The sequence below is a fragment of the Streptosporangium sp. NPDC002721 genome, from assembly GCF_042888905.1.
Lineage (GTDB): Bacteria > Actinomycetota > Actinomycetes > Streptosporangiales > Streptosporangiaceae > Streptosporangium.
In genome coordinates, this window is the sequence record NZ_JBIAQI010000003.1 from 78,114 (window position 1) to 102,927 (window position 24,814).

Annotated in this window: 18 protein-coding genes; 9 read left to right on the forward strand and 9 right to left on the reverse strand. The window is 67.3% G+C overall.

The features are described 5' to 3' along the window. Position 1: 1 nt before the first annotated feature. Positions 2-1,099 carry a hypothetical protein gene (locus ACFYWM_RS04525; RefSeq protein WP_389908444.1) on the forward strand — a complete coding sequence of 366 codons (1,098 nt, stop codon included), beginning with the start codon at positions 2-4 and terminating at the stop codon, positions 1,097-1,099. 225 nt (positions 1,100-1,324) lie between these two features. Here ACFYWM_RS04525 and ACFYWM_RS04530 read toward each other — a convergent pair whose 3' ends face one another. Next, positions 1,325-1,525: a hypothetical protein gene (locus ACFYWM_RS04530; protein WP_389908447.1), complete on the reverse strand. Its 201-nt coding sequence runs from the start codon at positions 1,523-1,525 to the stop codon at positions 1,325-1,327. 240 nt (positions 1,526-1,765) lie between these two features. Here ACFYWM_RS04530 and ACFYWM_RS04535 point away from each other — a divergent pair, with 240 nt between their 5' ends. From ACFYWM_RS04535 to ACFYWM_RS04545, 3 genes are all read left to right on the forward strand, one after another. After that, entirely contained in the window at positions 1,766-2,236 is a 471-nt protein-coding gene (locus tag ACFYWM_RS04535; RefSeq protein WP_389908451.1) for a hypothetical protein, read from the forward strand. A gap of 304 nt (positions 2,237-2,540) precedes the next feature. Beyond that, complete coding sequence (locus ACFYWM_RS04540; RefSeq protein ID WP_389908454.1) at positions 2,541-3,305, forward strand: DUF1837 domain-containing protein; 765 nt, start codon at positions 2,541-2,543, stop codon at positions 3,303-3,305. Then, the gene (locus tag ACFYWM_RS04545) at positions 3,295-6,789 is read left to right on the forward strand and encodes a DEAD/DEAH box helicase (protein WP_389908456.1); all 3,495 of its coding nucleotides are present in this window, start codon (positions 3,295-3,297) and stop codon (positions 6,787-6,789) included. The genes ACFYWM_RS04540 and ACFYWM_RS04545 overlap by 11 nt, the downstream gene beginning before the upstream one ends. 661 nt (positions 6,790-7,450) lie before the next feature. Here the strand turns inward: ACFYWM_RS04545 and ACFYWM_RS04550 are convergent. The 4 genes from ACFYWM_RS04550 to ACFYWM_RS04565 all read right to left on the reverse strand — a co-directional run bounded on the left by ACFYWM_RS04550 (position 7,451) and on the right by ACFYWM_RS04565 (position 12,136). After that, on the reverse strand, positions 7,451-8,134 hold the full coding sequence (locus ACFYWM_RS04550; protein ID WP_389908459.1) for a DUF2637 domain-containing protein: 684 nt from the start codon (positions 8,132-8,134) through the stop codon (positions 7,451-7,453). Between the two features lie 653 nt (positions 8,135-8,787). After that, complete coding sequence (locus ACFYWM_RS04555) at positions 8,788-10,056, reverse strand: PP2C family protein-serine/threonine phosphatase (protein ID WP_389908461.1); 1,269 nt, start codon at positions 10,054-10,056, stop codon at positions 8,788-8,790. A gap of 129 nt (positions 10,057-10,185) precedes the next feature. Continuing rightward, complete coding sequence (locus tag ACFYWM_RS04560; protein WP_389908464.1) at positions 10,186-10,650, reverse strand: STAS domain-containing protein; 465 nt, start codon at positions 10,648-10,650, stop codon at positions 10,186-10,188. A 283-nt stretch (positions 10,651-10,933) separates the two neighbouring features. Beyond that, the gene (locus ACFYWM_RS04565; protein WP_389908467.1) at positions 10,934-12,136 is read right to left on the reverse strand and encodes a hypothetical protein; all 1,203 of its coding nucleotides are present in this window, start codon (positions 12,134-12,136) and stop codon (positions 10,934-10,936) included. Positions 12,137-12,530: 394 nt separating this feature from the next. Here ACFYWM_RS04565 and ACFYWM_RS04570 point away from each other — a divergent pair, with 394 nt between their 5' ends. The 3 genes from ACFYWM_RS04570 (at position 12,531) to ACFYWM_RS04580 (ending at position 16,742) form a co-directional block, all read left to right on the forward strand. Next, positions 12,531-12,806, forward strand: a complete 276-nt coding sequence (locus ACFYWM_RS04570) for a DUF2795 domain-containing protein (RefSeq protein ID WP_389908470.1) — start codon at positions 12,531-12,533, stop codon at positions 12,804-12,806. 118 nt (positions 12,807-12,924) lie between these two features. Beyond that, positions 12,925-13,221: a hypothetical protein gene (locus ACFYWM_RS04575; RefSeq protein WP_389908473.1), complete on the forward strand. Its 297-nt coding sequence runs from the start codon at positions 12,925-12,927 to the stop codon at positions 13,219-13,221. Positions 13,222-13,898: 677 nt separating this feature from the next. Next, positions 13,899-16,742, forward strand: a complete 2,844-nt coding sequence (locus tag ACFYWM_RS04580) for a carbohydrate-binding protein (protein WP_389908475.1) — start codon at positions 13,899-13,901, stop codon at positions 16,740-16,742. A 291-nt stretch (positions 16,743-17,033) separates the two neighbouring features. On the opposite strand, the gene ACFYWM_RS04585 is transcribed toward ACFYWM_RS04580, so the two are convergent. From ACFYWM_RS04585 to ACFYWM_RS04595, 3 genes are all read right to left on the reverse strand, one after another. Beyond that, complete coding sequence (locus ACFYWM_RS04585) at positions 17,034-18,401, reverse strand: tetratricopeptide repeat protein (RefSeq protein ID WP_389908478.1); 1,368 nt, start codon at positions 18,399-18,401, stop codon at positions 17,034-17,036. Positions 18,402-18,444: 43 nt separating this feature from the next. After that, entirely contained in the window at positions 18,445-18,852 is a 408-nt protein-coding gene (locus ACFYWM_RS04590) for a RidA family protein (RefSeq protein ID WP_389908481.1), read from the reverse strand. A gap of 283 nt (positions 18,853-19,135) precedes the next feature. Next, a complete protein-coding gene (locus ACFYWM_RS04595) occupies positions 19,136-20,140 on the reverse strand; it encodes a glycoside hydrolase family 11 protein (protein ID WP_389908484.1) in 1,005 nt (334 codons plus the stop codon). Positions 20,141-20,658: 518 nt separating this feature from the next. Here ACFYWM_RS04595 and ACFYWM_RS04600 point away from each other — a divergent pair. After that, positions 20,659-21,675, forward strand: a complete 1,017-nt coding sequence (locus tag ACFYWM_RS04600) for a polysaccharide deacetylase family protein (protein WP_389908487.1) — start codon at positions 20,659-20,661, stop codon at positions 21,673-21,675. Positions 21,676-21,793: 118 nt separating this feature from the next. Beyond that, a complete protein-coding gene (locus ACFYWM_RS04605; RefSeq protein WP_389908490.1) occupies positions 21,794-22,981 on the forward strand; it encodes an endo-1,4-beta-xylanase in 1,188 nt (395 codons plus the stop codon). 114 nt (positions 22,982-23,095) lie between these two features. Here ACFYWM_RS04605 and ACFYWM_RS04610 read toward each other — a convergent pair whose 3' ends face one another. Further along, on the reverse strand, positions 23,096-24,538 hold the full coding sequence (locus ACFYWM_RS04610) for an endo-1,4-beta-xylanase (RefSeq protein ID WP_389908492.1): 1,443 nt from the start codon (positions 24,536-24,538) through the stop codon (positions 23,096-23,098). Positions 24,539-24,814 lie beyond the last annotated feature (276 nt).

Consider the following 24,814-nt stretch of genomic DNA (forward strand, 5'->3'; position numbering starts at 1 on the left):
CATGGATCCGGCCGGGCCAGTAGCGCGCCGGTTTCCCCTCGTCGCGCGCTCACGCCCGGCCTGTACACCGCTCGATGCCCGCGTCGGCGAATTATGCGCCCTCGCCGACGCGGCCGAGCGCGACGGAGATCCATCGTCGGCCTCAGTCGTCTTCAACCAGGCCGCCCTGCTGGCCTCCGATCTCGGGTTGCCGGACCTCGCGCGGGCCTGGTGTCATCGTCACGCCGAGCTCTACCTGCTTGCCTGTCCTCTGAGCGGGCAGGCCGCGCGCCGTGCGCTGGAACCCCTCGTCAACCTCGCTCGCCTGCGCATCCGCGACGGTGACGGCGACGGCGCTCTGCGGCTCCTCACCGACCTGTACGAGGCCGTCACTACCCGCGCCGACACCGTCCTCGACGGTCTACCGGTGCGGGCGGGAACGCTCACCTCGACCACCGACGATCACCGAGAGGTTCGCCAGTGGTTGTGGGGCGTCTTGCTAGCCGAGGGGGCTCGTGCCCTGACCGGCGCGGGCCGCTGGCAGGACGCGCTCGCGCATCTCCAGCAGCACAACGGTGTTGGCCGGCGGATGCTCGACGGCCGCCAAGTCGCAGTCATCGCGAGCAGCACCGCGGGCGACGCTCAGGGAGCCTTGGCACTGCTCGCGGACACCGTTCCTGGTGAGCCGTGGGAAAACACGGTGACGGCGTGCCTGACCGTACTGTCCCGTCGTGCTGCCCACCAGCCGGTCGATGACGACCTGGCCGTGCTGGTGGACCGCTACCAGCGGCTCGTTCCCGCGCTTGGCCTGACGGTGTTCAGCGTGCGGCTGGGCTTGTCCATTCTCGACGCCGCTGAGGGCGCAGAGCATCCCAGTGTGAGGGGTGTCGCCGCCACGCTGATTGAGCGAGCGATAGCGTCCCGCGATGGATACGCGGCGTGTGAGGTGCTGGCCCATGAGGGGTGCGCCGCGCTACTCACCGGCGAGCAGACGCGCAAGCTCGCTGGAGTGGTAGAGGTCTGCGCTATGGGACACCGGAGATTTCCGGTGCGGTCGAGGGCTGGTCTTTCCATCGCGCTGAGCACCAGCGAAGCAGTGCTTTCCCACTTATTGAGGTGATCTCAGTAACTTTCAAATGAGTCTGCCGTGCTCGATTGGATGAGGACGAGGGCGGCGCGGGCGGTATTGCCGATCTTGCTGGGGCTGGTGGTGATGTGCTGCAGGGTGCCAGTGATGTTCCCCGGCTTGCTGATGTACTTCGGTCTCCACGAGTCTCGGACTGCATCATGGCAGCCTGGGCGGGTTGCCCAGGCTGCCGACCCCACCGCCGCATCGCTAACGGGGTTACTTGTCCTCGTCCTCCTTGGCGGCGGCCGGCGGGATGATCGCGTTAAAGAACATCACGCTGAACCCGAAGGCCGGACCGGCCGACAGAGCGGCCACCTGCCAGGGGCTTCCCGTCGACAGGACAAGGGCTGCCGCCATGGCCGCCACGACGAACGCCGCAAGGATGACAACCGCAGCACGGATCGTCAGTAGATACATCGACGCCTCTCTCGACTGAGACGGCCATGGCCGCCTTCTGCCTTTGCGCAGGTCAATCCACATCCACTCTGACCTGCACACTCCAGCGTTCCGGCAGTCAGAAGTAGTTGATCCCTCGGTTGGATCGGGGGCTTCTGAGAGATACGGACGGGCTGATCCCAGCTGCCCTGGTTCGCGACGAGTCAGAAGTTGACACGCCTAGACTTAAGTGAGTCGTGGCTTGTCATTCGGAGGCAAAACTTGGCGACCATCAAAATGCCCCCCACGTCTGTGCTGCCTGCCGGGCCGCATCGTCGCTTCGTCGAAGAGATCTTCCAGATGTATCGGCTGGCTCGCCGACCCCCACTACGGGAAATCGTGAAGCGCGCCCAGGAGATGGATCTTCCGGGGAGCGCCAGTGCAGAGACGGTCCGACGCACGCTGAGCGGAGAAGGAATCCCCAAGAAGTGGGAGACGGCCTATGCCGTTTATGCGCCACTGTGCGCCATGGCGGGAGTCGACCTCGACGCCAAGTACTACGAGAACGATGAAGATCATCGATACGACAAAGGGCCGGCGGAGCTCACTCACATGGAGCTGCTCAATCAGCTCTGGAACGCCGCCATCGACGGAGCCGACGACCTGCCGCCGCCCACTCTCCGCTCGAAGGTGCCTCCGCCTCGAAATGACCCTTGGACGGCAGCGGACTACGCAAACGAACCAGCGTTCTGATCTTCCATCTTTACCCCGCTTCCAGCTCTATTGACAGCAGAGGTAGGCGCACGTCATCAAGGGCCGGACACAAAATTTCGCTGGATGGATGGTGTTATCGATAGTTACCCCGGCTCACTCATACGCCACGATCTTGGACCTGGCCCTGACATCAGGGGCTCGCGGCGGCACGTTCTTCCGGTGTCACGTCAACCGCAGTACGCCACTATTGCGAAGGCAACTGGACGCGGCGGAGCCTGCCTTCTAGGTACAGTTTGTCCAGGAATATCACTAGGCCCCGGGGGAATGTGCGTGTGGGCGAAGCATGACTGACTTCGGGACCTGGTGCACCCTCAGGACATTCGTGCCCGTTGGCGACCACCTTGCCGGCATCATCGAGTCGAACGACGATGCTGCGGGCGTTGCAGCCCTCGCCGCGACTCTTCCGGACGCGTACGCCGCATCCGAGTCGCTCGCGAAGATCGCGGAGCGACACGGCAAGCATGCGGTGGCTAAGTTCCTCCGCAACAAGCTTCCCACCAAGGCAAGCGCCCGATCCGGGGACATGGGCGAGATCCTCGCGACGGCCTACCTTCACGAAGAGCGCGGGTATGTGGTTGGACCGAGCCGCCTCATTCAGCGCGACCATCAAGAGTGGGCGATGAGGGGGGATGACGTACTTGGGGCAAGGCTCGACGCCGACGGCAAGCCCCACATCGCCAAGGCCGAGGCGAAAAGCCGCCTCACGCTGAGCAAGCCGACCGTCGTGGAGGCTCGCGAAGGTCTGGCACGCAACGATGAGTTGCCTTCACCGCATTCGCTCACCCAGTTCGCCGAACGGCTCCTGTCCACGGCTGACAGTGACGTCGGCGAGGCCGTGCTCGACATGCAGCTCTTGGAAGGCATCCGCCCCGACCGCGTCAGTCATCTGATGTTCCTCTTCACGAGCAGCGACCCGAGTAAGCACGTAACAGCAGATCTCCAGGCGTACTCGGGCGCCGTACCACAGCTGACGATCACACTTCGGGTCCAAGGCCACCAAGAGTTCATTGAGAACGCCTACGAAAAGGTGACCGCCGATGGCTCGTGAAGCACGAGATCTAGCAGAAAGTCTTGCTGCAGCCACCGACGCCGGTTTCCGCGGGCGCCTACTGGCCCGTGGACAGGCCCAATCTATGATCCGGCGCGAGGGCGTGCTGCCGCAGGACGCACCCGCATTCAGTCCCTTTCTGGACGCGGACCTGCTCAACTACGGATACGCATTGCTAGCCACGAGTCTTGAGCTGTTGGAGTCCGCGAACGAGGACACAACCGAGCAGATCGTGATCGCACAGCAGGGATTCATCCAGAGCTCCTACGCACTTGAAGCTGCCACCCGGAACGCGACGCCCGAAGCAGACTTGGGCTTCCATGGACTTGTCGCCGGTGCGGCCAGCCATCTCGGTGGCTACGCCGCGCGGGCGTTCTCGCTAACCCAAGCGAGCCTGCTGTCAGGGCGGTTAGCGCCGATGGAGCAGACGCTGGCGGACCTCATATTGCGCGACTTGAGTTCGGTCGAGCGGCGGACCCAGTCGCTGCGTTCCTCCTCCCAACTCTCCGATGACACTCTGTTGATGAACTTCACCGCGGCAGAGAGCATCGGGGAAGACACCCCACCCGACCAGGTCGGCCCCGTCGTCCTTCTCCTCAGTGAAAACTATCTCTCAGCAGTCTCGGCCGCCTTGTTCGCGATCGAGATTGGAAGCCGGGACCTGCTCGAATCGGCTCTCGACGAGTTGCGGCTTGGCGAACGAGCGTCTTCGGACGTGAGCGCCCCCGGGCCGTGGTGGGTTTACCGGCTCACGCGACATCTGCTCGGCGGCCTGTTCGACACGAGCCTTGAGACGAACATCCCGAACGAACCACCGCCAGGAGTTGCTGACAACGTCGAACGGTGGCCTTACCTCAGGCGCACCTTCGTTGAGTCGCTCCTGGCGCGGGAACGCTCTGAGATAGACCTGTGGCCCTCCCAACTCCACGTCGTCGACAGAATTTTCCGGGACGGCCGGGATCTCGTCGTCGCGCTGCCGACCAGCGCTGGCAAAACTCGTATCGCCGAACTGTCGATCTTGGCGTGTCTTGCTCAGGGGCGCCGCACGGTGTACGTCACCCCGCTGCGCGCCTTGTCCGCCCAGACCGAGCAAGTCCTCGCACGGACCTTTTCGCCCTTGGGCATCCGCGTCTCGTCCCTCTACGGCAGCATGGGGACGAGCGACGTCGACGAAGACAACCTGCGTTCCAGCGCAATTGTCGTGGCAACCCCGGAGAAGCTCGATTTCGCCCTCCGATCCGATCCCTCTGTACTCGATGACGTCGGCCTCGTTGTCCTGGACGAGGGCCACATGATCGGAGCCTCCGAGCGTGAGGTCCGCTATGAGGCCCAGATCCAGCGACTCCTGCGTCGTCCGGACGCTTCAACGCGCCGCATCCTGTGTCTCTCGGCCGTGTTTCCTTCCGGAAGCGAACTCGACGACTTCGTCGCATGGATCACCGATGATGACCCAGACGGCCTGCACCGCGAGGAGTGGCGCCCAACGCAGCAGCGATTCGGCCTTGTCGAGTGGCGTAAAGACCATGCTCGGCTGACCATCACTCTTGGGCCCGATCAACCGTTCATCCCGCGTTACTTCGAGGTGAAGAAGCCAAGCGGCCGACGCAGGAAGATGTTCCCGGCGGATCAACGTGAACACGTCATCGCCACCGCGTGGCGGCTGGTCGAAGAAGGCCAGACCGTCCTTGTCTTCTGTCCCCAGCGGAATTCCGTAGAGCCGTACGCCCGCGCGATCATTGATCTCTACAGCAGAAGCCTTGTTTCCTCCGTCCTGCCCGAAAATGTGGACCTGAACAACGCTCTTGCCGTCGGCGCCGAGTGGTTCGGTGCCGACCATCCGATATTGGGGTGTCTTCGGCTGGGCGTGGCCATCCACCATGGGGCGCTCCCTGGTCCCTTCCGGCGCGAGATCGAGCGGCTCTTGCAGCAGGGCAGCTTGAAGGTAACTATCGCCTCACCCACTCTGGCCCAGGGACTGAACCTGTCTGCGTCGGCGGTACTCTTCCACAGCCTTCGCCGCGGCAGGGAACTGCTCAAGGGTTCCGAATTCGCGAATGTGATCGGGCGTGCGGGACGCGCGTTCGTTGACACCGAAGGGCTTGTTCTCTATCCGAGCTTCAAGCTGACTCAAGGGCATCGGCGGGAGTGGCTCGAACTCACACAGGAAGGCGGCGCCAAGGCCCTGCGATCGGGACTCATCGAAATCGGCATCGAACTCCTAAAAAGGATGTTCGCATCGCGGAGGCTCACTTCGGTGGAGCCCCTTCTCGAATACCTCACCGGCGGCCCCGATTGGTCCCTCCCTATCATGTCCCAGGAGAGCGACGAGGAACGGGCCGTCGCCACCGCGAGTTGGCATTCGAACCTCGCGTTGCTCGACATCGGGATTCTGAGTGTCGTCGGAGACAGCGATTTGTACACCGCAGCCGACGCCGCGACGCAGGTCGTCGCCGATGCCCTGCGCGATTCGCTGTGGGAACGGCAACTTCGCCGCTACAACGACACATCAGCCACTGCCTTGCGCGGACTGGTGTACAGCCGGACCAGGTACTTGTGGGAAACGTCCACACCGTCGCAGCGCCGCGGCTGGTTCTTGGCTGGGCTAGGGGCCGATGCCGGATCTGAGCTCTCTCAGGTATCTGGAAGCATCATCGCTTTGGCGGGCCAAACTGAAGCCGCCATCGTCGAGCGACACCACGAGACGGCCGCCGACCTGCTCGTGGCGATCGCCGAAATCGTGTTCGCTTTGGAAGTCTTCGCTCCCGAGACGACACTCGGCGACTGGCGCGGGGTGTTAAGGCACTGGGTTCACGGCCTGGCCCTCGGCGACCTTCCCGGTGACCGCGTCACGATAGCGCAGTTCATCGAGGCCGACGTGATCTACCGGCTGGTCTGGGGAATGGAAGCTGCCAGAGTCTACGAAACCGCCCAAGGCAGCTCCGCATCCGACGCCTTGTTGGGTACGGCAGTATCAGCAATCGAGACCGGGACGTTGAATCGGGCAGCCTCGATCCTTATACGCTCTGGCTTCGATCACCGCCTAGCGGCCATATCGGCAGTCATGAGCACCGGCGCCGCATTCAACTCGGCTGCTGAAATGCGCCAGTGGATTAACGACCTCGACCCTGCGCAGGCCCTCAGCGAGGACTGGCCGACACCAGAGTCACGGTCAGCTTGGGAGGCATTCGTGACCCCCTCGCGGATACGGCGCTCGCTTCAATGGAGAAGCACGACCGAGGTCTTGCAAGAGGTCACCTGGTACGAGACGGTACCCGACCCGGGTACGTGGCTGCGCGTGACTGACGACGGGCAAGGCAAAATTGAGATCTGGTCCATCGGTTACGACCTGCTCGGAGAAGCCGCCATTACCCTCAATCGCGAGCGCCAGGGCGTGTTGCGTGCTCGTCGCCTTCGCACAAGCACCGGGATCCGCCTGCTTTATCGCGGCCCTGGCGACCTGGTCCCGAAGGCGCCGAAGAAATAAGTGACGCTTAAGGGACCCCAACAATTCCGGACAGCGTCTACTGATCTAGCCTGCCAGCCTGGTTCATCGCCCACCGAACCCTTTATAAAGGTCAGGGTCGAGATCGCCTCACCGTGGTTCGGTAAAGGGTAAAGCCCGACCGGGTAGTTCACGGTTGCCCGGTGGTTGCTCATTGGCATGCGACACGGGGCGACATCGCACACCACCAGCGGTTACTTTGACAGCGGCAAATCCGGCCAATCTAATAGAAATAGACAGTCTTCGGCATTGGACGACAGTAAAGCCGCGAACTTTTAATTCGTAGGTTCAGGATTCGAATCCCTAGCGCTCCACCACCTCACATACCAGATCGCTTTTGTCCAAAGCTGAACTGCTACCTAGCGTCACCTCCTCCATTGAGGAGGATCTCTAGCTTGTCGGTGACGTATCCATGCGAATGATTGCCGTTGCTTCAGAGGTAAGAATCCTCCAGTCACAAGCGGAGTTCGGCTGCACGCACCCATGCTTCGCGGAACTCAAGCTGATCTTGGTGTCAATCATGGGCCGCGATAAATGATTTATCGCGGCCCAAGACCTTGATCGCTTCAAAATAAAAGACCGCCCGATGATCGAACTGGGCGATTTGAGGACGACCCGACCACCCCGTTACCGATGTCCTTTACTACGCGCCACAGGTCTCGCTCGTGCCGGTTGAACGGGGGCCGCCCAGCGACGGCACGACACTCTCTGAATCGGTCACCTCGACGATGGCGCGGGCCCGCTCCTTCTCCACTTCGGCGATGATCTCCTCGGCCTCACGCTGTTCCAGTCCCCACCGGCTCATCAGCGGGCGTCGGCCGACCCGCTGATTGCCCTCACCGAGGCTCTCGATATAGGTAAGCCGCGCCGCCTCGTACCGGTCGGTGGGCAGCAGCGGCACCATGCGTTCCACCTCAACGAGAGTCTCAACGGGCTGGCACACGTGGTCCTTGGCCAACGTCTCGGTGGACGGTTGCCGGGTGTTCCGGACGATCCACATGAGCAGTTCGTACGCTCCCGCGAAGGCCAGCGGTGCCAGAGCGCTGACCAGCCGCGATCCAAGTCCGCCGGACCAGCCATGCGCCACGTTCGCCGCCAGCGTCACCGCCCCGCCCAATGCGAGCGCCACCCACGCCAGCACCGGAACACGTAGCCGACGACGCGAGCAGTAGACCATCACCAGCGACGCCATGACGATCACACCGTCGGACATCGCCGGATACAGGATGGCCATGTCGTGCCGCTCTCCCAGAGCGATCGCCAGACCGTAGAAGTGGTGGTACGAGACGTAGGCGGCCGCGCCGGCGACCCCCAGCAGGACAGCCACCGCACAGCCGAGAATGACTCGGTCCCCAGCCCGATCGCGCTGAGTACGCTCGGCCCAAGCCCCTTCGACCGAAACCACTTCCCCGGCAATTTCTGGTGTCGAGGGGTGACGCACGGCCTGGCTTCTGGGTTGATCAGGTTGCTGGGATGCAGGAAGGGGTTCGGTGCTGCGATCACCGAGCTCCTGCCCCCTTGCCACCGCTGCCCTGAGCGCAGTCGAGATCGTCTGCTGAGGATTCTGAACCGGCGGTTGCCGGGCTTCCCCGGCATGGGCGTGTGCCACGAGGTAGGGCCCGATCTCGTTGAGGTGGGTGTGGGCACCGCCCCCTCTCCGCGCGCCTATTCCGGGCATGAGAGGTCCAGCCACGGAGCGTCGGTGCTGCTCAGGAGATGGGCGAACGGTTCAAGTCCCCCCTCGGACACCAGCCGAATCCCAATGGGATTCACCAGGTGGTGCGGGATCGAGGTTCGTCCTCGACCCGCACTTTCTGTTTTCGGGATCGAATCCGGCATCGGGCGGCTCCGCCGGGCGGTGATCGTCGTACGTGCGGCGGTGAGGGCACCGATGTCAGCCGAGGCCCGTAGAGCTCGGCTCTCGTCTCGTCCCGGTGATCCGTCAGCCGGGGGCGGCTCCGCCGGTTCAGGTGCCGCGTCTCACAGTCGCAGCCGCTTGTGGGAGTCGCCGCGCCATTCCACCAGCAGTACCGTGGCGTCGTCGTGGAGCTGACCGTCGTGATAGTCCAGCACGCCGCGCACCAGGCGGCGCAGCGTCTCGGGCGCCGGCAGGCCGTCGGCGGTGCGGCGGATGATGAAGTCGACGAACCGGTTCAGGCCGAACTCCTGGTCGGTGGCGTTGCGGGCCTCGATGATGCCGTCGCTGTAGAACACCACCCGATCCCCGGGCTCCAGTTGCTCCCGGCACGTCGTGATCTCCAGGCCCAGGTCCAGGCCCATCGGGTGGGCCGGACGGCATTCCAGGGTGGTGGCCCAGCGGCCGCCGCGGATCACCACCGGCGGGTGGTGGCCCCGGTTGACCCACGACAACATCCCGGTGCGGGTGTTCAGGTCAGCCAGGATCGCGGTGACGAAACGGGTGGCCAGGCCGAACTCGGTGATCAGGATCTGCTCAATGGCCTCGCTGGTCGCGGCCAGGTCGGCGCCCTGGCGGCGGTTGTTGCGGCAGGCGGCCACCGCCAGGTTGGCGCTCAGCCCGGCCGAGACGTCGTGGCCCATCGCGTCGAAGATGCCCACGTGCACCACATCGCCGGCGATGGCGTAGTCGAAGGCGTCCCCGCCGACCTGGTAGGCCGGTTCCAGCGCCGCGGCGATGGTCACCCGGTGGTCGGCGAAGGTCAGCGGCGGCATCAACGACCACTGCATCTCCGCGGCCACGTGCATCGACCGGGTGCGCACCAGCCGTGCGTAGTAGTCACTGCAGGGGCGCTTGTCGACCACCAGCAGCGCCACCAGCGACGCCAGGTCCCGCATGTTGTCCTGGATCCGCTCGCCGGCACCGGCCTCGGCGCTGACGCGCAGCACTCCCAGGCGTTCGGTGCCGTCCAGCAGCGGCACCCACCACCGCCGCGCACCGTCGGCGCCCTCACCGGCGTCTGTCTCCGCCTCGGCGGCGCCGTCACCGGTGGCGATCAGGATCCGCACCTCCTGGAAGGCCCGCCCGGCCAAGGTCCCGTCGACGCGCAACTCGCAGGGCTCCATGCACGCGTTCTTCCCGACGCTTTCGCCCTTACCGGTCAGCAGACGCAGCACGTTGTGCTGCAGATCCGCCAGGTAGATCAGCACCTCGGTCAGGCCCGCGGACGGGGCGTACTCCCCGACCAGGCCCGGTACCTGCTCCAGAGCCATCAGGTGACTGGCTCGCAACAGCCCCACCAGCATCCGCTCCGGGTCAGGAGAGATCTTCACCGTCGCGCTACCGCCGACATGCGCTCGCCCACCTTCGCCGACCCTTCATCCCTTACATCCCCTACGACACGATTATCCGCTTTGCCATGGATTTGCATTGAATCGGCCATGCCCAAAGGCGCCTTCGCCTCACTCGTCTCCCGGACGTTTCTTGTTCGTCGGCCTCACGCCGAAGCCGATCTGCGGTTTTTCGCCGGTTCTGCCCCGCACCGCCGGGTCGTGCTCCGTCTGCCGCAGGGCGTCTACCACCCCTCTCATACTCTGTTCGACCTCGAAGTGATCCGCCATGCGGATCAGCCAGGGGTGGCTGTCCGGAGCGGGGATCACGACCAGACGTTCCCCGCGCTCGCCGACCCGGTCCCGGACCTCCAGCGGCAGGCCCACGCCTGCCGAGGTCATGAAGGTCAGCCGGGTGAGATCCACGATCAGCCTGAACTCACGATGAGCGGCCCCCACCTCGTCGAGAACGGCGCGGACGCGGGAGGCGATGAAGACGTCCAGCTCACCCGGGAGACGAAGGATCCGTAGCGTCTCCAGCCGCCAGGTCCGTATCTCCACGGGAAAGGTGCCCGGCCGGAGTGAGATCACGGTCATGCCAGGCCGGTGTGCGCCGTCGGCCCCTCGGCAAACCCGATCACCCCGTCGGCACGGGGGGCGTTGGTCGCGCTCGGCCCTGCCGTCGGAGAACCTGACGGTGTCGCGGGCCGCGGTGACGGCTCACGCCCGCAGCGAGGAGCGCTACGAGCTCACCTGGCTGCGCGCCCGGACGAGCGAGGCCGAGCGGGCCGACGGCCCGGCGCGCGTGCGGCCCGCGTTCCCGATCCGGGAACGCGGGCCGCACGTGTGGAGGCGGGGGTTCACCCCACGGTGCCGGGGCTCACCGGTCGGCGCGCAGGGCGTCCACCGGGTGCGGGCCTTCGGTCTCCAGCCGGTACTCGCGGCCGGACTTGGCGCGGTTCTCGTCGATGACGACCTCGCTGGGCGGCTTCTCACCTCCCATGATCGCCTCCTGGTACCTCTCGAACCGCTCGTGCATGTCCTGGACGTAGCCGGTGCCGATCGTGGTGGCGTCGATCTGCGTGGCCAGCAGCTCGCGCAGGTAGGCCTTGTTCGGCTCGAAGGTCACCGGCGCGGGCAGCGCGGGTGCGAGGACCTCCTGCGGGTCGCGGGTGTCATGGCGCTTGAACAGCTCGGCGGCGAGGCGCAGGTGCTCCAGCTCCATGTTCAGGTGCAGCTCCCAGATCGCCTTGACCCTCGGGTCGGACTCGGTCTCCATGAACGAGTGGTACAGGTAGCACTCGTTGTACTCGTGGTGGAGCAGCATCTCCCACCACGTCTCGCCCGGGTCCACCAGCGATTCGTAATGGGTGACGTGCTCTTCCTCGATCAGCCCGATCTCCTGGTAGAGCCGGCGGGCGATCGGCTCCATGTAGGTGGGGCCGACGTTCATGTAGAAGTTCATGGTCTGCTGCTCGGCCGCCATGATCGTCAGCGCGTGCAGCTTGGAGATCGGCGCGGTGGAGCTCTTGTCGTACGGCTCGCGCAGGTTGTCGATCGGATGGCGGTGGTGCAGGTAGGTGGGCCGGCCCGGCATCACCTCGGTCAGGTTGTCGACGATCTTCTCGGCCTTGCGGTGCTCGATCATCTCGTACAGGTTGGCGTAGCGGTACAGGTGGTCGAAGTCCTCCAGGACCCCGAACTGGTAGGCCTGCTTGAGGTAGGGGTCGGGCTCCATCCGCGCCACCCACGCGGTCAGGTCGACGGCGACCTGCTCGTAGGCGATCGTGGTCTCCAGCACCGACGACAGGCCGGGCAGCAGCCAGTTGACCACCTTTTGCTGCTGGGCCTCGATGAAGCGCACCTGGGCCAGCTGCTGCTTGACGGCCGGGTCGGGGCAGTGCCGGGCGAACTGGTGGCTGAACATGATGGCCTCGACCTCGATGCCGTTCAGCGCGATGATCCGGCACCGGGTGTAGGGGTCGGTGTGGTCGGGATCGATCGGGGTGACGTTCAGCTCACGCCAGTTGCGCAGCTGTCGATCCAGCGGGATGCCCCGCTCGTGCAACGGATTGAAGGTCATGCCGTTCCTTCCTGAAAAACAGTCAGGAGTGCGAGCCAGCTCCGGTACCCCTTCCTCCACCCCCTAATCCGGCGGTGCCCTCACGCTGGCCGTCGACGCCGACTCCGCTCCGGCGGCGTCCCTGCCGGCGGGCGGACGAGGATCGGGACCGCCTCCCGGTCGGGCAGTCGAGCGGGCGCCACAGCTCTCACGTGGATGTTTGCCCACTGGGGAGCGGGTAAGGGCTCGCCCGTAGACGGAAAAAGGGGCACGCGTCATCGGGCCGGGAACGTGGGGCATGACGCGCCCCGATGAGCGACACCGGTACGAGACGCTCACCCGGAGCTCGGGTTCCGCTCCAAGAGAGGACCGAGCTTCACGGTCACATCGAGATGGTCACATCGAGGGAGAAGACATGGCATCGACATCGCGAGCGCCCGGTCATGAGCCCGGCACGCCGCAGGGCATCAGCCCGGAGGGCGTGGAAGCCCGCAGCGAGCTGGCCCGGTGGATCAGTGGCGCCGGCGTCTTTCCCGCCGACCGCGCCACCCTGCTGACACGAGCCGAGGAGCAGGGCGCGCCCGACGCGGTGCTCGGGGCCGTGCGGTCACTGCCCGAGCAGACCTTCGACACCCTGGCGGAGGTGGCGCAGGCTCTCGGGTACGGCAAGGAGGAGACGGGACAGGGCTAGACCGACGGGTGATCACGGCTTTGCCGCCCGGACTTCACCGTACGCAAAGCCGTGATCTCCTTTGGTCCGGATCACGGGGGCAGGAGACGTCGGTGCTGCCGCGGTGATCGTGGTGGACATGCCGGCCCCCTGCGGTCACAAGGACGCCGGCGAGCCCCTGGCGGGGTTGATCGTCGGCTTCACGTCGGGACGCGCCTTCCTGAGGGCGTCCACCCGGACGGTGACGATCTCGCCGGGCAGGCCGAACCCCGTCGTGGTCAGCGTCGTCGGCCGCCTTGACCGTTTCGCCTACACGCAGACCAGGCATCGTCGCCTTCTTCCTGCTCCCGGGGAGCGGGGAATGACTTCCCGGCGGGTCGTCGTCACGAAAACGCGAGGACCGTCCGGCGGTTTCCTGGGCAGGGCGGACGTGTGAACAAGGGGCTGACGGCCGCGGCCTGGAGTTTCGACCAATAATGCTGGACTTTCGCCGCTGGCCGACGAAAGTCGGACGAAGTCAGCCGTAACATCTAGACAGTCCGTACGTAACATTTTAAGATCGCACCAGATTTACAGAATGAGCCGCAAAGGTGGCGAAAGTTCAGGAGGTGCGGCGATTTGCGATTGCAGCACCCCGGTCTTCGTCTCCTGTGCGACGAGGGTCGCCATTCGAGGCCGAGACCGGCGACCGGCTCGAACCGCCACGCGTGCGCGCGGCCGTCGAGCCTGAGCGGCCGGCAGCGAACCCCCTCGCCCACAGGGCTCGGCATCGTGCGGCGACGGCCGGAGCATGCGTGTCGGCCGTACCGACCACCGGGTTCTCACGACCCCGGCCCACCCCGCGTTCACCCCACCGCATCCGATCACGCAGCTTCACCGACCGCGGCCGTCTGACGACTCTCCCGCCCCCGCATCACCCGAAGCGACCCCGCGTTACTCGAAGGCGAGGTGACCTATAAATCCTGACTGATACCTGTTGACTGTTTTACCCCTAGCAGTCACAGTTTGTCCGAGCGACGTCGCTGACGGATTTCCCCCCACCCTTACGCGTCGTTGGCGTGATCGGCGCACGCCTGTATGGACTCGTACTACAGGAAGCGAGCACCACCGATCATGTTGAGAAAGTTAGTCGCATGCGTCGCCGTACTGGCGACCGCACTCAGCCTGGGCCCCCCACCGGCACAGGCCGCACCGAACACCGCTTCGAAGGCCGCTTCGAAGGCCGTCGCGGCCGCGGCGCCCGGCTACACGCAGGTGACGCTGGCCAAGGGCGTGGCGGAGACCGGCGAGCCGATGGGCCTCACCGTCCTGCCCAACCGGGGCGTGCTGCACACCTCGCGCGACGGCGTGATCCGCTACACCGACGTGCTGGGCAACACCAAGGTGGCGCTCACCATCCCGGTGTACACGCACGACGAGGAGGGTCTGCAGAGCATCAAGGCCGACCCGAACTTCGCGACGAACCGGTGGGTGTACGTCTACTACGCCCCGCCGCTGTCGACCCCCGGCGGCGACGCCCCGGCCTCGGGCACGGCGGCCCAGTTCGCCCCGTTCAACGGGGTGAACCGGCTGGCCAGGTACACGGTCAACGCCGACCACACCCTCAACGCGGCCTCCGCGGTCACCGTCCTCGACGTCCCCACCAGCCGCGGCATGTGCTGCCACGTCGGCGGCGACATCGACTTCGACGCGGCGGGCAACCTCTACCTCTCCACCGGCGACGACACGAACCCGTTCGACTCCAGCGGCTACACGCCGATCGACGAGCGGACCGACCGCAACCCGGCCTTCGACGCGCAGCGCACCTCCGGCAACAGCAACGACCTGCGGGGCAAGGTGCTGCGGATCAAGCCGAGCGCGGGCGGCGGCTACACCGTCCCGTCGGGCAACATGTTCCCGGCGGGCACCGCGAACACCCGGCCCGAGATCTACGCGATGGGCTTCCGCAACCCGTTCCGGATGAACGTCGACAAGGCCACCGGCACGGTCTACCTGGGTGACTACGGGCCGGACTCGGGCACCGCCAGCGCCACCCGCGGCCCGGCGGCGTCGGTCTCGTTCGAGCGCATCACCCAGCCCGGCAACTACGGCTGGCCGTACTGCTCGCAGTTCAACGTGCCCTACGTCGACTTCACGTTCCCGTCCGGGCCCTCGGGCGCCGCGTTCAACTGCGCCGGCGGGCCGACGAACAACTCGCGCAACAACACCGGCATCACCCAGCTCCCGGCCTCGCGCGCGGCCTGGCTGCCGTACGGGGTCGGCCAGGACCGGTCGGAGCTGTGCTGCGGAAGCTGGTCGCCGATGGGCGCCCCGGTCTACAACTACAACGCCTCGCTCGTCTCGGACGTGAAGTTCCCGGCGTCGATGAACGGCAAGGTGTTCATCAGCGAGTTCGGCCGGCGGTGGATCAAGACGGTCACCCTGAACGGCAGCGGCGGGGTGGGCACGATCGAGCCCTTCCCCACCTGGACCGGCACGCAGGTGATGGACTCGGAGTTCGGCCCTGACGGCGCGCTGTACGTGCTCGACTACGGCACCGGCTGGTTCGGCGGCGACGCCAACTCGGCCGTGTACAGGATCGAGTACAACTCGGGCACCGGCCAGGCACCGATCGCGGCGATCAACGCCAACCCGAAGGCCGGCAACGCGCCGCTCACCGTGCAGTTCAGCTCGGCCGGGACCACCGACCCCGACGGCGACCCGATCACGTACGCGTGGGACTTCACGACGAACGGCAGCACCGACTCGACCGCGGCCAACCCGTCGTTCACCTACACGGCCAACGGCACGTACACGGCGACGTTGACGGTGAGCGACAACACCGGTCGCAGCGCCACGGCGAGCACCACCATCAGCGTCGGGCAACCGGTGGTCACCCTCAACCTGCCGCTCAACGGGCGGGTGTTCAACTTCGGGGACGCGATCCCGTTCCAGATCAGCGTCGCCGACCCGAACGCCCCGACCGTCGACTGCAGCCGGGTGAAGATCAACTACATCCTCGGCCACGACAGCCACGGCCACCAGATGACCAGCGCGACCGGCTGCTCGGGCACCATCCAGACCCCGGTGGACGGTGAGCACGACGCCAACGCGAACATCTTCGGCGTCTTCGACGCGGAGTACACCCCGGTCGGCTCGACCACGGCGATCCACGCGCCGCAGGCCGTCCTGCAGCCGCGGACCCGCCAGGCCGAGCACTACGGCGCCCAGCAGGGTGTCCAGATCGTGGCCAAGGCGTCGGCCAACGGCGGCAACGCGGTCGGGCACATCGAGAACGGGGACTGGATCTCGTTCACGCCGTACAACCTGAGCGGGGTCACCTCGTTCACCGCCCGGGTCGCGTCGGCGGGCACCGGTGGCACGCTCACCCTGCGGGCCGGTTCGGCGACCGGGACGGTGGTCGGCACGGCCACGGTCGCGCCGACCGGCGGCTGGGAGACCTGGGTCAACGTCACCGGCACCGTGACACCGCCGTCGGGGACGACGACACTGTTCCTGGTCTTCACCGGTGGCACGGGCTCGCTGTTCGACATCGACGCCTTCACGTTCGCCAGTGGCGCGCCGCCGACCTCGAACCTCGCGCTGAACAAGCCGGCGACGGCCTCCAGCGTGGAGGCGGCCGCCTACCCGGCCTCGGCCGCGGTGGACGCGTCGGCGACGACCCGGTGGGCCAGCGCGTTCTCCGACCCGCAGTGGATCCAGGTCGACCTGGGCGCCACCTACACGGTCAACCGGGTGCGCCTGGTGTGGGAGGCGGCCTACGGGTCGGCGTACCAGATCCAGACCTCGCCCAACGGCACGACCTGGACCACCGCCCGGACGGTGACCGGCGGCAACGGCGGTGAGGACGACAACACCGGCCTGAGCGCCTCCACCCGGTACGTGCGCATCTACGGCACCACCCGGGCCACGGCGTGGGGCTACTCCCTGTTCAGTTTCGAGGTCTACGGAAGCTGATCCGCCCTGTTGGACAACGCCGCGGGGTGTCCGGTCGACGGACGCCCCGCGGCTTCGTCCGTACACCCCGCCGTGACCGGCGCGATCGATCGGACGCGCGGTGGGCCGCCGGCGAACACCGCCGTCGCGTCGAGCCGGTGCCGCGTTCCCCTTCGAGCGGCGGGACCAGGCGTGCCGCCAGGGCCCGGCGAGTCCTCGACGGGCGGTGAGGCGGTGAGTCCCGGGTCGCCCGGCTCCCGAACCTCGTCGCCGCCGATGTCGTTTCGTCCACCTGTTCCCAGGGACGCCACGCTATAGGCGCCTGGCCTCACGCTCCGCCGCGCGGGCCTCGCGGTCGCGGCCGAGGTGCCTGAGCTGCTTGCCGAGCCAGGTCAGCGCGTCCGCGAGGCCGGCGCGATGAGCGCCGGGGTCGGAGGCGGCCAGCGGGCGCAGCAGGCCGACGGCCTCCTCGGTCGCGGCCACGGCCTCGCGGTGGCGCCGGAGGTGCCCCAGCCCGACGCCGAGGTTGTAGAGGCTGCGCGCCTGCCCTTCGGGCGATTCGACCTGCCGGCGGTGGAGGGCGACGGCCTCGTCCAGGGGGACCAGGGCGTCCTCGAACCGGCTGAGCGCCAGAAGGAGCCAGCCGAGGTTGTTCAGGGACGAGGCGAGCTGCGGCAGGTGCCCGGCGTCGGACGCCGCCAGGGCTCGGTGGAGGTGCACGGCACGGTCGAGAGGGCCGAGGGCTTCGTCGTACCGGCCGAGCTTCGTCAGCACGAGAGCGAGGTTGTGCAGCGGAGACGCCGTCGCGGTGGCGGCCGATTCCTCGTCCAGGACGTCGATCGCCTGCCGGAAGAGGACGAGGGCGTCGTCGAGGCGTCCCGCCCTCATCAGCCGCAGGCCCTCCTCGTTCCGCTCGCGCAGGCGGGCGAGCACGTCCCGGCTCGGCCGGCTCGGCGTACTCGCCGCTCCGCGGCCGGGGTCGCGGCGAAGGCCGGTCGCGGTCACGGAGTAGCCGTGCTCGTTCAGCAGCTCGTCGAGGAACGCGACGAAGTCCGGCCGCGTCGCCACGATGTGGCGGTGGTGGCGGGCGGCCATCCGCTGGTACGGCCCTGCCTCGTCGTCGCGGCCCATCTCGTGCAACTGGTGGATGAGGGCGACCAGCCCGGCCCAGTGGTCGATGGCGTGGTCCGTCCTCCCCGTTTCGATGAGCGACCGGCGCGCGTCCATCGCTTCGTCGAGGGCGGCGAGCGCCTCGTCGTGGCGGCCCATCTCGCCCAGCTTGACGCCGATGAATTCCAGTGACGAGACCAGTTCCGGGCCGGCCGGGATGAGGCGGCGACACAGCTCGACGGCTTCTCGCATGGGAACGAGGGCGTGATGGTGATGGCCGAGTCCGGCCAGCTGGTTGCCGAGGTTGATCAGCGACGAGGCGAAGGCCGAGGCGTACTCGCCGGGCTTTCTCGCGGTCAGGTCACGGTAGAGGCCGACGGCCTCCCGGGCGACCGGCACCGCGTCCTCCCGGCGGGCCGACAGGCCGAGGAGGAGGGCATGGGCGTCCAACGCGCTCGCCAGGCCGGGAGAGTGGCGGCCGGGATCGGCCTCGACGAGCCGCCGGTGGAAGCGCACCTGCCGCTCCGCCTCGGCCAGCGCTCGCGCCAGCCCTTCGGGGGGACGTGACACTCGCCGACACCGCCTCTCCGAACCGGCCGGCCACCGGAACAGGCTATTTCGGTATGACCGCCATCGCCTCGACCTCGATGAGGTACTCCGGCTGGGCCAGCCCCTGCACACCGATCCAGGACGACGGGGGCGGATTCTCCGTCCCGAACGTCTCGACGAGGACGCGGCCGATCAGATCCGCCTCGGGACCGGATCGGAAGTCCGGGATGTACAGCCGCAGCATCTGGATGTCGTCCGGTGTCCCGCCTGCGGCTTCCAGGGCGATGAAGACATGCTTGAGGGCCTGACGAAGCTGGGCTTCGCGGCCGACCGCCGTGACCTCGTGGTTGGCGTCCCACGCGACCTGGCCCGCGATGTTGACGATGCTGCCGGGCGGGGAGATGGAAACCTGGGAGAATCCCCACGGCCGGCTTGAGAAGAGTTCCGGCGGCTGCAGCGTTGTCCGTGGCAAGGCGCGCTTCCTTCGTACACAGATGATCGCCGTACGTCCGGTCTCGGCGGGAGCTTCCTCGTCGGCACCGACACCGGGCTCTGGCGCAGGTCGTCGACGGCGGCCGACGCCTCCATGCCGACGTCTCCGTGAGGCACGGGCGCAGGTCGTCGTCGACGGCCATTGTAGGCGCCGGGACGGCGAAAGCCCTCGCGGGCCGGACCGGACGGGGGCGGGCCGGGTAAGCCGGGAAGGGGCGACGGCGCGACGGCGGTGGGCCGCCGCGCCGTGCCGGTTTCCGGGGTCAGCCCGCGCTGCAGGAGACCGTCGGCCAGGTCGAGTTGCCGTTGCGCTGGATCGTCACGCCCCAGTTGTTGCCGTTGCCGTTGGGCCTGGCGGTCAGCACCTGGGCGCTGGGGTAGCTGGCGCCGACGTTCCAGGTGGAGAGGACCTTGGCGGGGGACGGGACGTTCATCGTCACGGTCCAGTTGCTCGATCCGCTCACCGCGACGTTGAGGTTGTAGCGGTCGCTCCACTGCTCGCCCGCGGAGAGCGACGCGGTGCAGCCACCACCGCCACCGCCACCGCCACCTCCGCCGCCGCCTCCACCGCCGCCGGAGGAGCCGCCGATCGTGATGTTGGAGTTTCCGCTGCTCTGGTAGCCCTCCGTGGCGAGGATCATGTAGTCGTGGTTGCCCAGGCTCATGCCGCTACGGGCCCAGGCGTCGAAGTGGTTGCCGGAGGTTATGGTGCCGCCGGTCTTCTTCGACTGGCGGACGCTCCAGTACTGGTTGAACGTCCTGTTGCCCTCGATGGACGGAGCGTTGTAGCGCGTCGTCTGGTAGATGTCGTACGTGCCGCCATCGCTGGTGACCGTGCCCTTGTACGTCCCGGTGGGCCGGTAGGTGCCCCAGTTGTCGACGATGTAGTACTCCACCAGCGGGTTTCTCGTCCACCCGTACAGGGTGAGGTACGCGTTGCCGGACGGGTTGAAGCTGCCCGAGTAGCTCACGCTCCTGCGCCCGCCGGTGCTCCAGCCCTTGCCGGCGACGAAGTTCCCGGTGTTCCTCCACGAGGTGCTGTAGTTGCCGCCGGACCCCAGCTCCATGGAGACCGTGTTCTGGCTGTCGGTCCAGAACGAGAAGAAGTAACCGTTGTTGGTACCGGTCTGGTTGGTGGTGATGGCCGCGTAGGCGGGGCCGGGCAGCACCGCCACGGCCATGGCCAGCGCCACGGCGCAGACACGGCCGACGAGCGACCTGGCGCGGCCACGCCCTCGGCTCTTCGAGGGGGCGGGGGCATCGTTCATGTGCGTGCTTCCTCCTGGTGAGGGCCGGTGGGGGCCGGTGGGGGCAGGCAGCGTGGTGCGGGGCCCGGCGGGGCGGGCGGTGGCCGGGGCGGCGTTCACCGCGACAGGGCCGGCCGGTCGTCGTGCGGTCGGTGACCGGAGGACCAGGCCGCGCGGCGGGTGACCCGGATCGACAGCGGTCGGGGCCTGTCAATGCTGAGAGTGTGGGTTTGGCACGTCCTACTGTCAACAACTTTCAGAAATATATCGGAAATACGATCTTGCTTTTTGTTCTCGGTTGAGACATTTTCCCTGCTCATCAATCCCGCTCTGCCGGTCGCATTCGGGGTTGATCGATGAAAGCAGCTGTCTCATGATCAGAATTCGACCGATGCATCCGAAAGATTTCGATGCTTTCTTGACAGGTTTCGTGACGGTACACAGAATGACTCACCAGACAGGCCCGCTCGCCTCACCTGGCTCCGCGCATTCCGTACGCGTCATGTCCCTACCGATCGATGTTCCACTGGAGGAACAGAGTGATCGACAACGCAACCGTCACCGGCGGAAGCCGGGTACGCCGCTCACGCATCCGGAGCTCACTCGTGATGGGCCTTCTCACCGTCCTCGGCGCGGCGCTCACCGTGACCTCGTCACCCACGGCACAGGCCGCCGACTGCGGCGCCGGTTATGTCGGGCTCACCTACGACGACGGCCCCAACCCCGGCAACACCGCCAACCTGCTGAACGCGCTGCGGCAGAACGGCCTGCGGGCCACCATGTTCAACACCGGGCAGAACGCCCAGAACAACCAGGCCCTGGTCCGCGCCCAGCGGGACGCGGGCATGTGGATCGGCAACCACAGCTACACCCACCCCCACCTGGTGAACATGAGCGCCTCCCAGATCCAGTCGGAGCTGCAGCGGACCCAGCAGGCCGTCCAGCAGGCCACCGGGACCGCGCCCGGGCTCTTCCGGCCCCCGTACGGGGAGACCAACGCCACCGTGAGGTCGGTCGCGCGGCAGCTCGGCCTCACCGAGATCATCTGGGACGTCGACTCCCAGGACTGGAACGGCGCGAGCACCGCCCAGATCGTGCAGGCCGCCGGACGGCTGCAGAACGGCCAGATCATCCTGATGCACGACCAGTACGCGACGACGCTCAACGCGATCCCGCAGATCGCCGCGAACCTCAGGAGCCGCAACCTGTGCGCGGGCATGATCTCGCCCTCCACCGGCAGGGCCGTGGCACCCGACGGCGGCACCACCCCGACCGACCCCCCGGGCGGCGGCTGCACGGCCACCGTCACCGCGGGCCAGCAGTGGAGCGACCGGTTCAACCTGTCGGTCGGCGTCTCGGGAAGCACCAGCTGGATCGTGACGGTGACCCTGCGCGACGCCCAGCGGGTCAGCGCCACCTGGAACGGCAGCCCGAGCTGGGACGGCAGCGGCAAGGTCATGACGATGCGCCCCAACGGCAGTGGCAACACCTTCGGCTTCACCGTGATGCACGGCGGCGACCGGACCTGGCCGGCGGTCTCCTGCCGGGTGGGCTGACGTCCCGCGACGTCTCACGATCCCCCAGACGACAGGGCGGGTTCCCGCGGCTTCGCGGGGACCCGCCTCACATTTCACATCAACCCAAGATTTCGGGGGCCGATCCCGAGGGAGTTCGATGAAGCGTTTCCTGACCGCCGGTGCCGGTGTGCTCATGCTGGCCGGCACGCTGAACGCCGTACCCGTCCTGGCGAAGGAGCGGCCCCCCACGGTCGCCGAGCAGAGCCTGCGCGCGCTCGCCGGCCGCCACGGCCTCGCCATCGGCACCGCGATCGACATGGACGCGCTGCGCGACGCGGCCGACCCGCAGTACCGCGCGCTCGCCGCGTCGCAGTTCTCCAGCGTCACCGCCGAGAACGTCATGAAGTGGGAGTCGCTCGAACCCACCAGGGGCGTCTACGACTGGGGCCCGGCCGACGAGCTGATCGAGTTCGCCCGCAGGAACAGGCAGCAGGTCCGCGGGCACGTGCTGGTCTGGCAGAACCAGCTGCCGGCCTGGCTCACCCGGGGCGTCGACGACGGGACGATCGGCAAGGCACAGCTCCGCGACATCCTGCGCGACCACATCACCACCGTCGTCAAGCGCTTCAGGGGCAAGGTCTCGCACTGGGACGTCGTCAACGAGGCGGCCAGCGACCCGTGGGACACCCCGTCGTCGATCCACCTGAAGGGCTTCTGGGCCCAGCACCTCGGCCCCGGCTACATCGCCGACGCCTTCCGCTGGGCCCGCGCCGCCGACCCGAACGCCCTGCTGTTCTACAACGACTACAACATCGAGGCGTTCGGCGACCGCGGCCCCTCCGACAAGACCTGGTACGTCTACGACATGGTCAGGAAGCTGCGCGCGAGCGGCGTCCCCATCGACGGCGTGGGCAGCCAGGGGCACCTCGGCACCCAGTACGACAACTACGACGCCCTCCAGGTCCTCGAGGTGCTCGACGCCTTCTCCGGCCTCGGGCTCGCCACGGCGTTCACCGAGGTGGACGTGCGCAGCCAGATGACCGAGGGCGTGCGCGCGGGCGACTCCGCCGAGATCAATCCCCGCCTCCAGGCGTCGGCGGCGAACCACAGCGTGCTCCTGCAGGCCTGCCTGGCCAACCGGCACTGCCTGTCGTACACCGTCTGGGGATTCACCGACAGGCACTCCTGGGTGCCCGGCTGGTTCACCGACCCCCCGGAGGGCATGGCCACGCTGTACGACGAGTCCTACCGGCCCAAGCGCGCCTACAACGTCGTCAAGGCGGACCTGGCCTTCTCCGGGCCGCCCCACGTGCTGCCGAGGGTTCCGCAGAAGCCCCGGCGATGAGCGGGCGGCGGGGCGTCCGCCGACTCGGACGCCCCGCCGCTCCCCCGAGGACCGCGTGCGTGAGGGCCGGACCGCGGAGACCGCGGTCCGGCCCGTACCGTGTCAGAGGCCGGATCAGGGACTGGTGCAGGTGGCCGTGGGGGTGGCCGCGGTGCCGTTGGCGGTGAAGCCGAAGGTGGTCGAGGAGCCCGCCGCGACGGAGCCGTTGTACGCGGCGTTGCGGACGCTCACGCTGGAGCCGGACACGGTCTGCTGGCCGTTCCACAGGCTGCTGATGGTCTGGCCGCCGGGCCAGGTCCACCGCACCGTCCACCCGTTCACCGGTGAGCTGCCGGCCTGGACGGTCACCGTCGTCTGGAACCCTCCCGGCCAGCTGTTGACGGTCGAAATCGTCGCCGAGCACGCCCCCGGAACCGGGGTCGGCGTGGGCGTCGGAGTCGGGGTGGGGGTCGGGGTGGGGGTCGGGTCCGGGTCGGGGTCCGGGTCGGCGGCGTTGAGGGCGTTTAGGACGGCGGTGTAGGCGGGTTTCTTGTTGCTGCCGTCGAACAGCAGCGGGGTGTCGCCCGAGCGCCAGGAGTCCTGGTCGCGGACGCCCCACACGGTGATGCCGTTGCAGCGCGGCACCGCCAGGCAGTCATTGGTCACCGCGGCGTAGGTCTGGGCGGAGGCGCCCTGGATGTCGAGCTCGGTGATCTGCACGTCGACGCCGAGGGCGGCGAAGCTGGAGATCGTGGTGCGGAAGTTGCTGTTGTAGGGGCTGCCGCTGTTGAAGTGGGCCTGCAGTCCGACGCAGTCGATGGGCACGCCGCGCGCCTTGAAGTCGCGGACCATGTTGTAGACGGCCTGGGTCTTGGCCCAGGTCCAGTTGTCGATGTTGTAGTCGTTGTAGCAGAGCTTGGCGGCCGGGTCGGCGGCGCGCGCGGTGCGGAAGGCGACCTCGATCCAGTCGTTGCCGGTGCGCTGCAGGTTGGAGTCGCGCCGCCCGCCGGAGTTGCCGTCGGCGAAGGCCTCGTTGACCACGTCCCAGGCGTAGATCTTGCCCTTGTAGTGGTTCATCACGCCGTTGATGTGGTTGATCATCGCCTGGCGCAGCGCGCTGCCCGACATGGCCTCCATCCAGCCCGGCTGCTGGGAGTGCCAGGCCAGGGTGTGGCCGCGCACCCGCTTGCCGTTCTGCACGGCCCAGTTGTAGATCCGGTCGCCGCTGGAGAAGTTGAACTGGTTCTGGTTCGGCTCGGTGGCGTTGATCTTCATCTCGTTCTCGGCGGTGATCATGTCGAACTCGCGGTTCGCGATCGTCGTGTACGCCGAGTCGCCGAGCTTGCCGGCGCTGATCGCGGCGCCGAAGTAGCGTCCGCTCTGCTGGGCCGCCGCGCCGAGCGTGCTCGCCGCCGCGCCGGCGGAAGCGCCGCCAGAAGCGGCACCGGCGGAGACCTGGCCGGTCACCGCGGTGAGCGTGCCGAGCACGAGGGTGCCGAGGGCGCCGGCGATCAGGGCCCGGCGGAGGCCGCCGAGGGGTCTCCGGGTTCCGGGCGGGGGTATGGCGTTTGTGCCCATGCCTGAGCCTCCATAACTGCGTCACGGGAAAGCGGGAACGTGGGGGGACACCCCCGCGAACTCGACGCCGCGCCCATCTCCGGGGAGGCACACCACCGGGGCGTCGCAGGCGACGGCCCTGCTGCGCACCACCGACCCGGCCGTGGGAGGACGCCTTGGGGACTCAGTGTGGAAACCTCCCCGAAATACGTCAAGACAGCCCAGAAACTTTCGGTCACCCTGCCTGGGAGGATGCACCGCGCACATGCCCCAACCTTTGCCCCTGCCTCCTGAAAC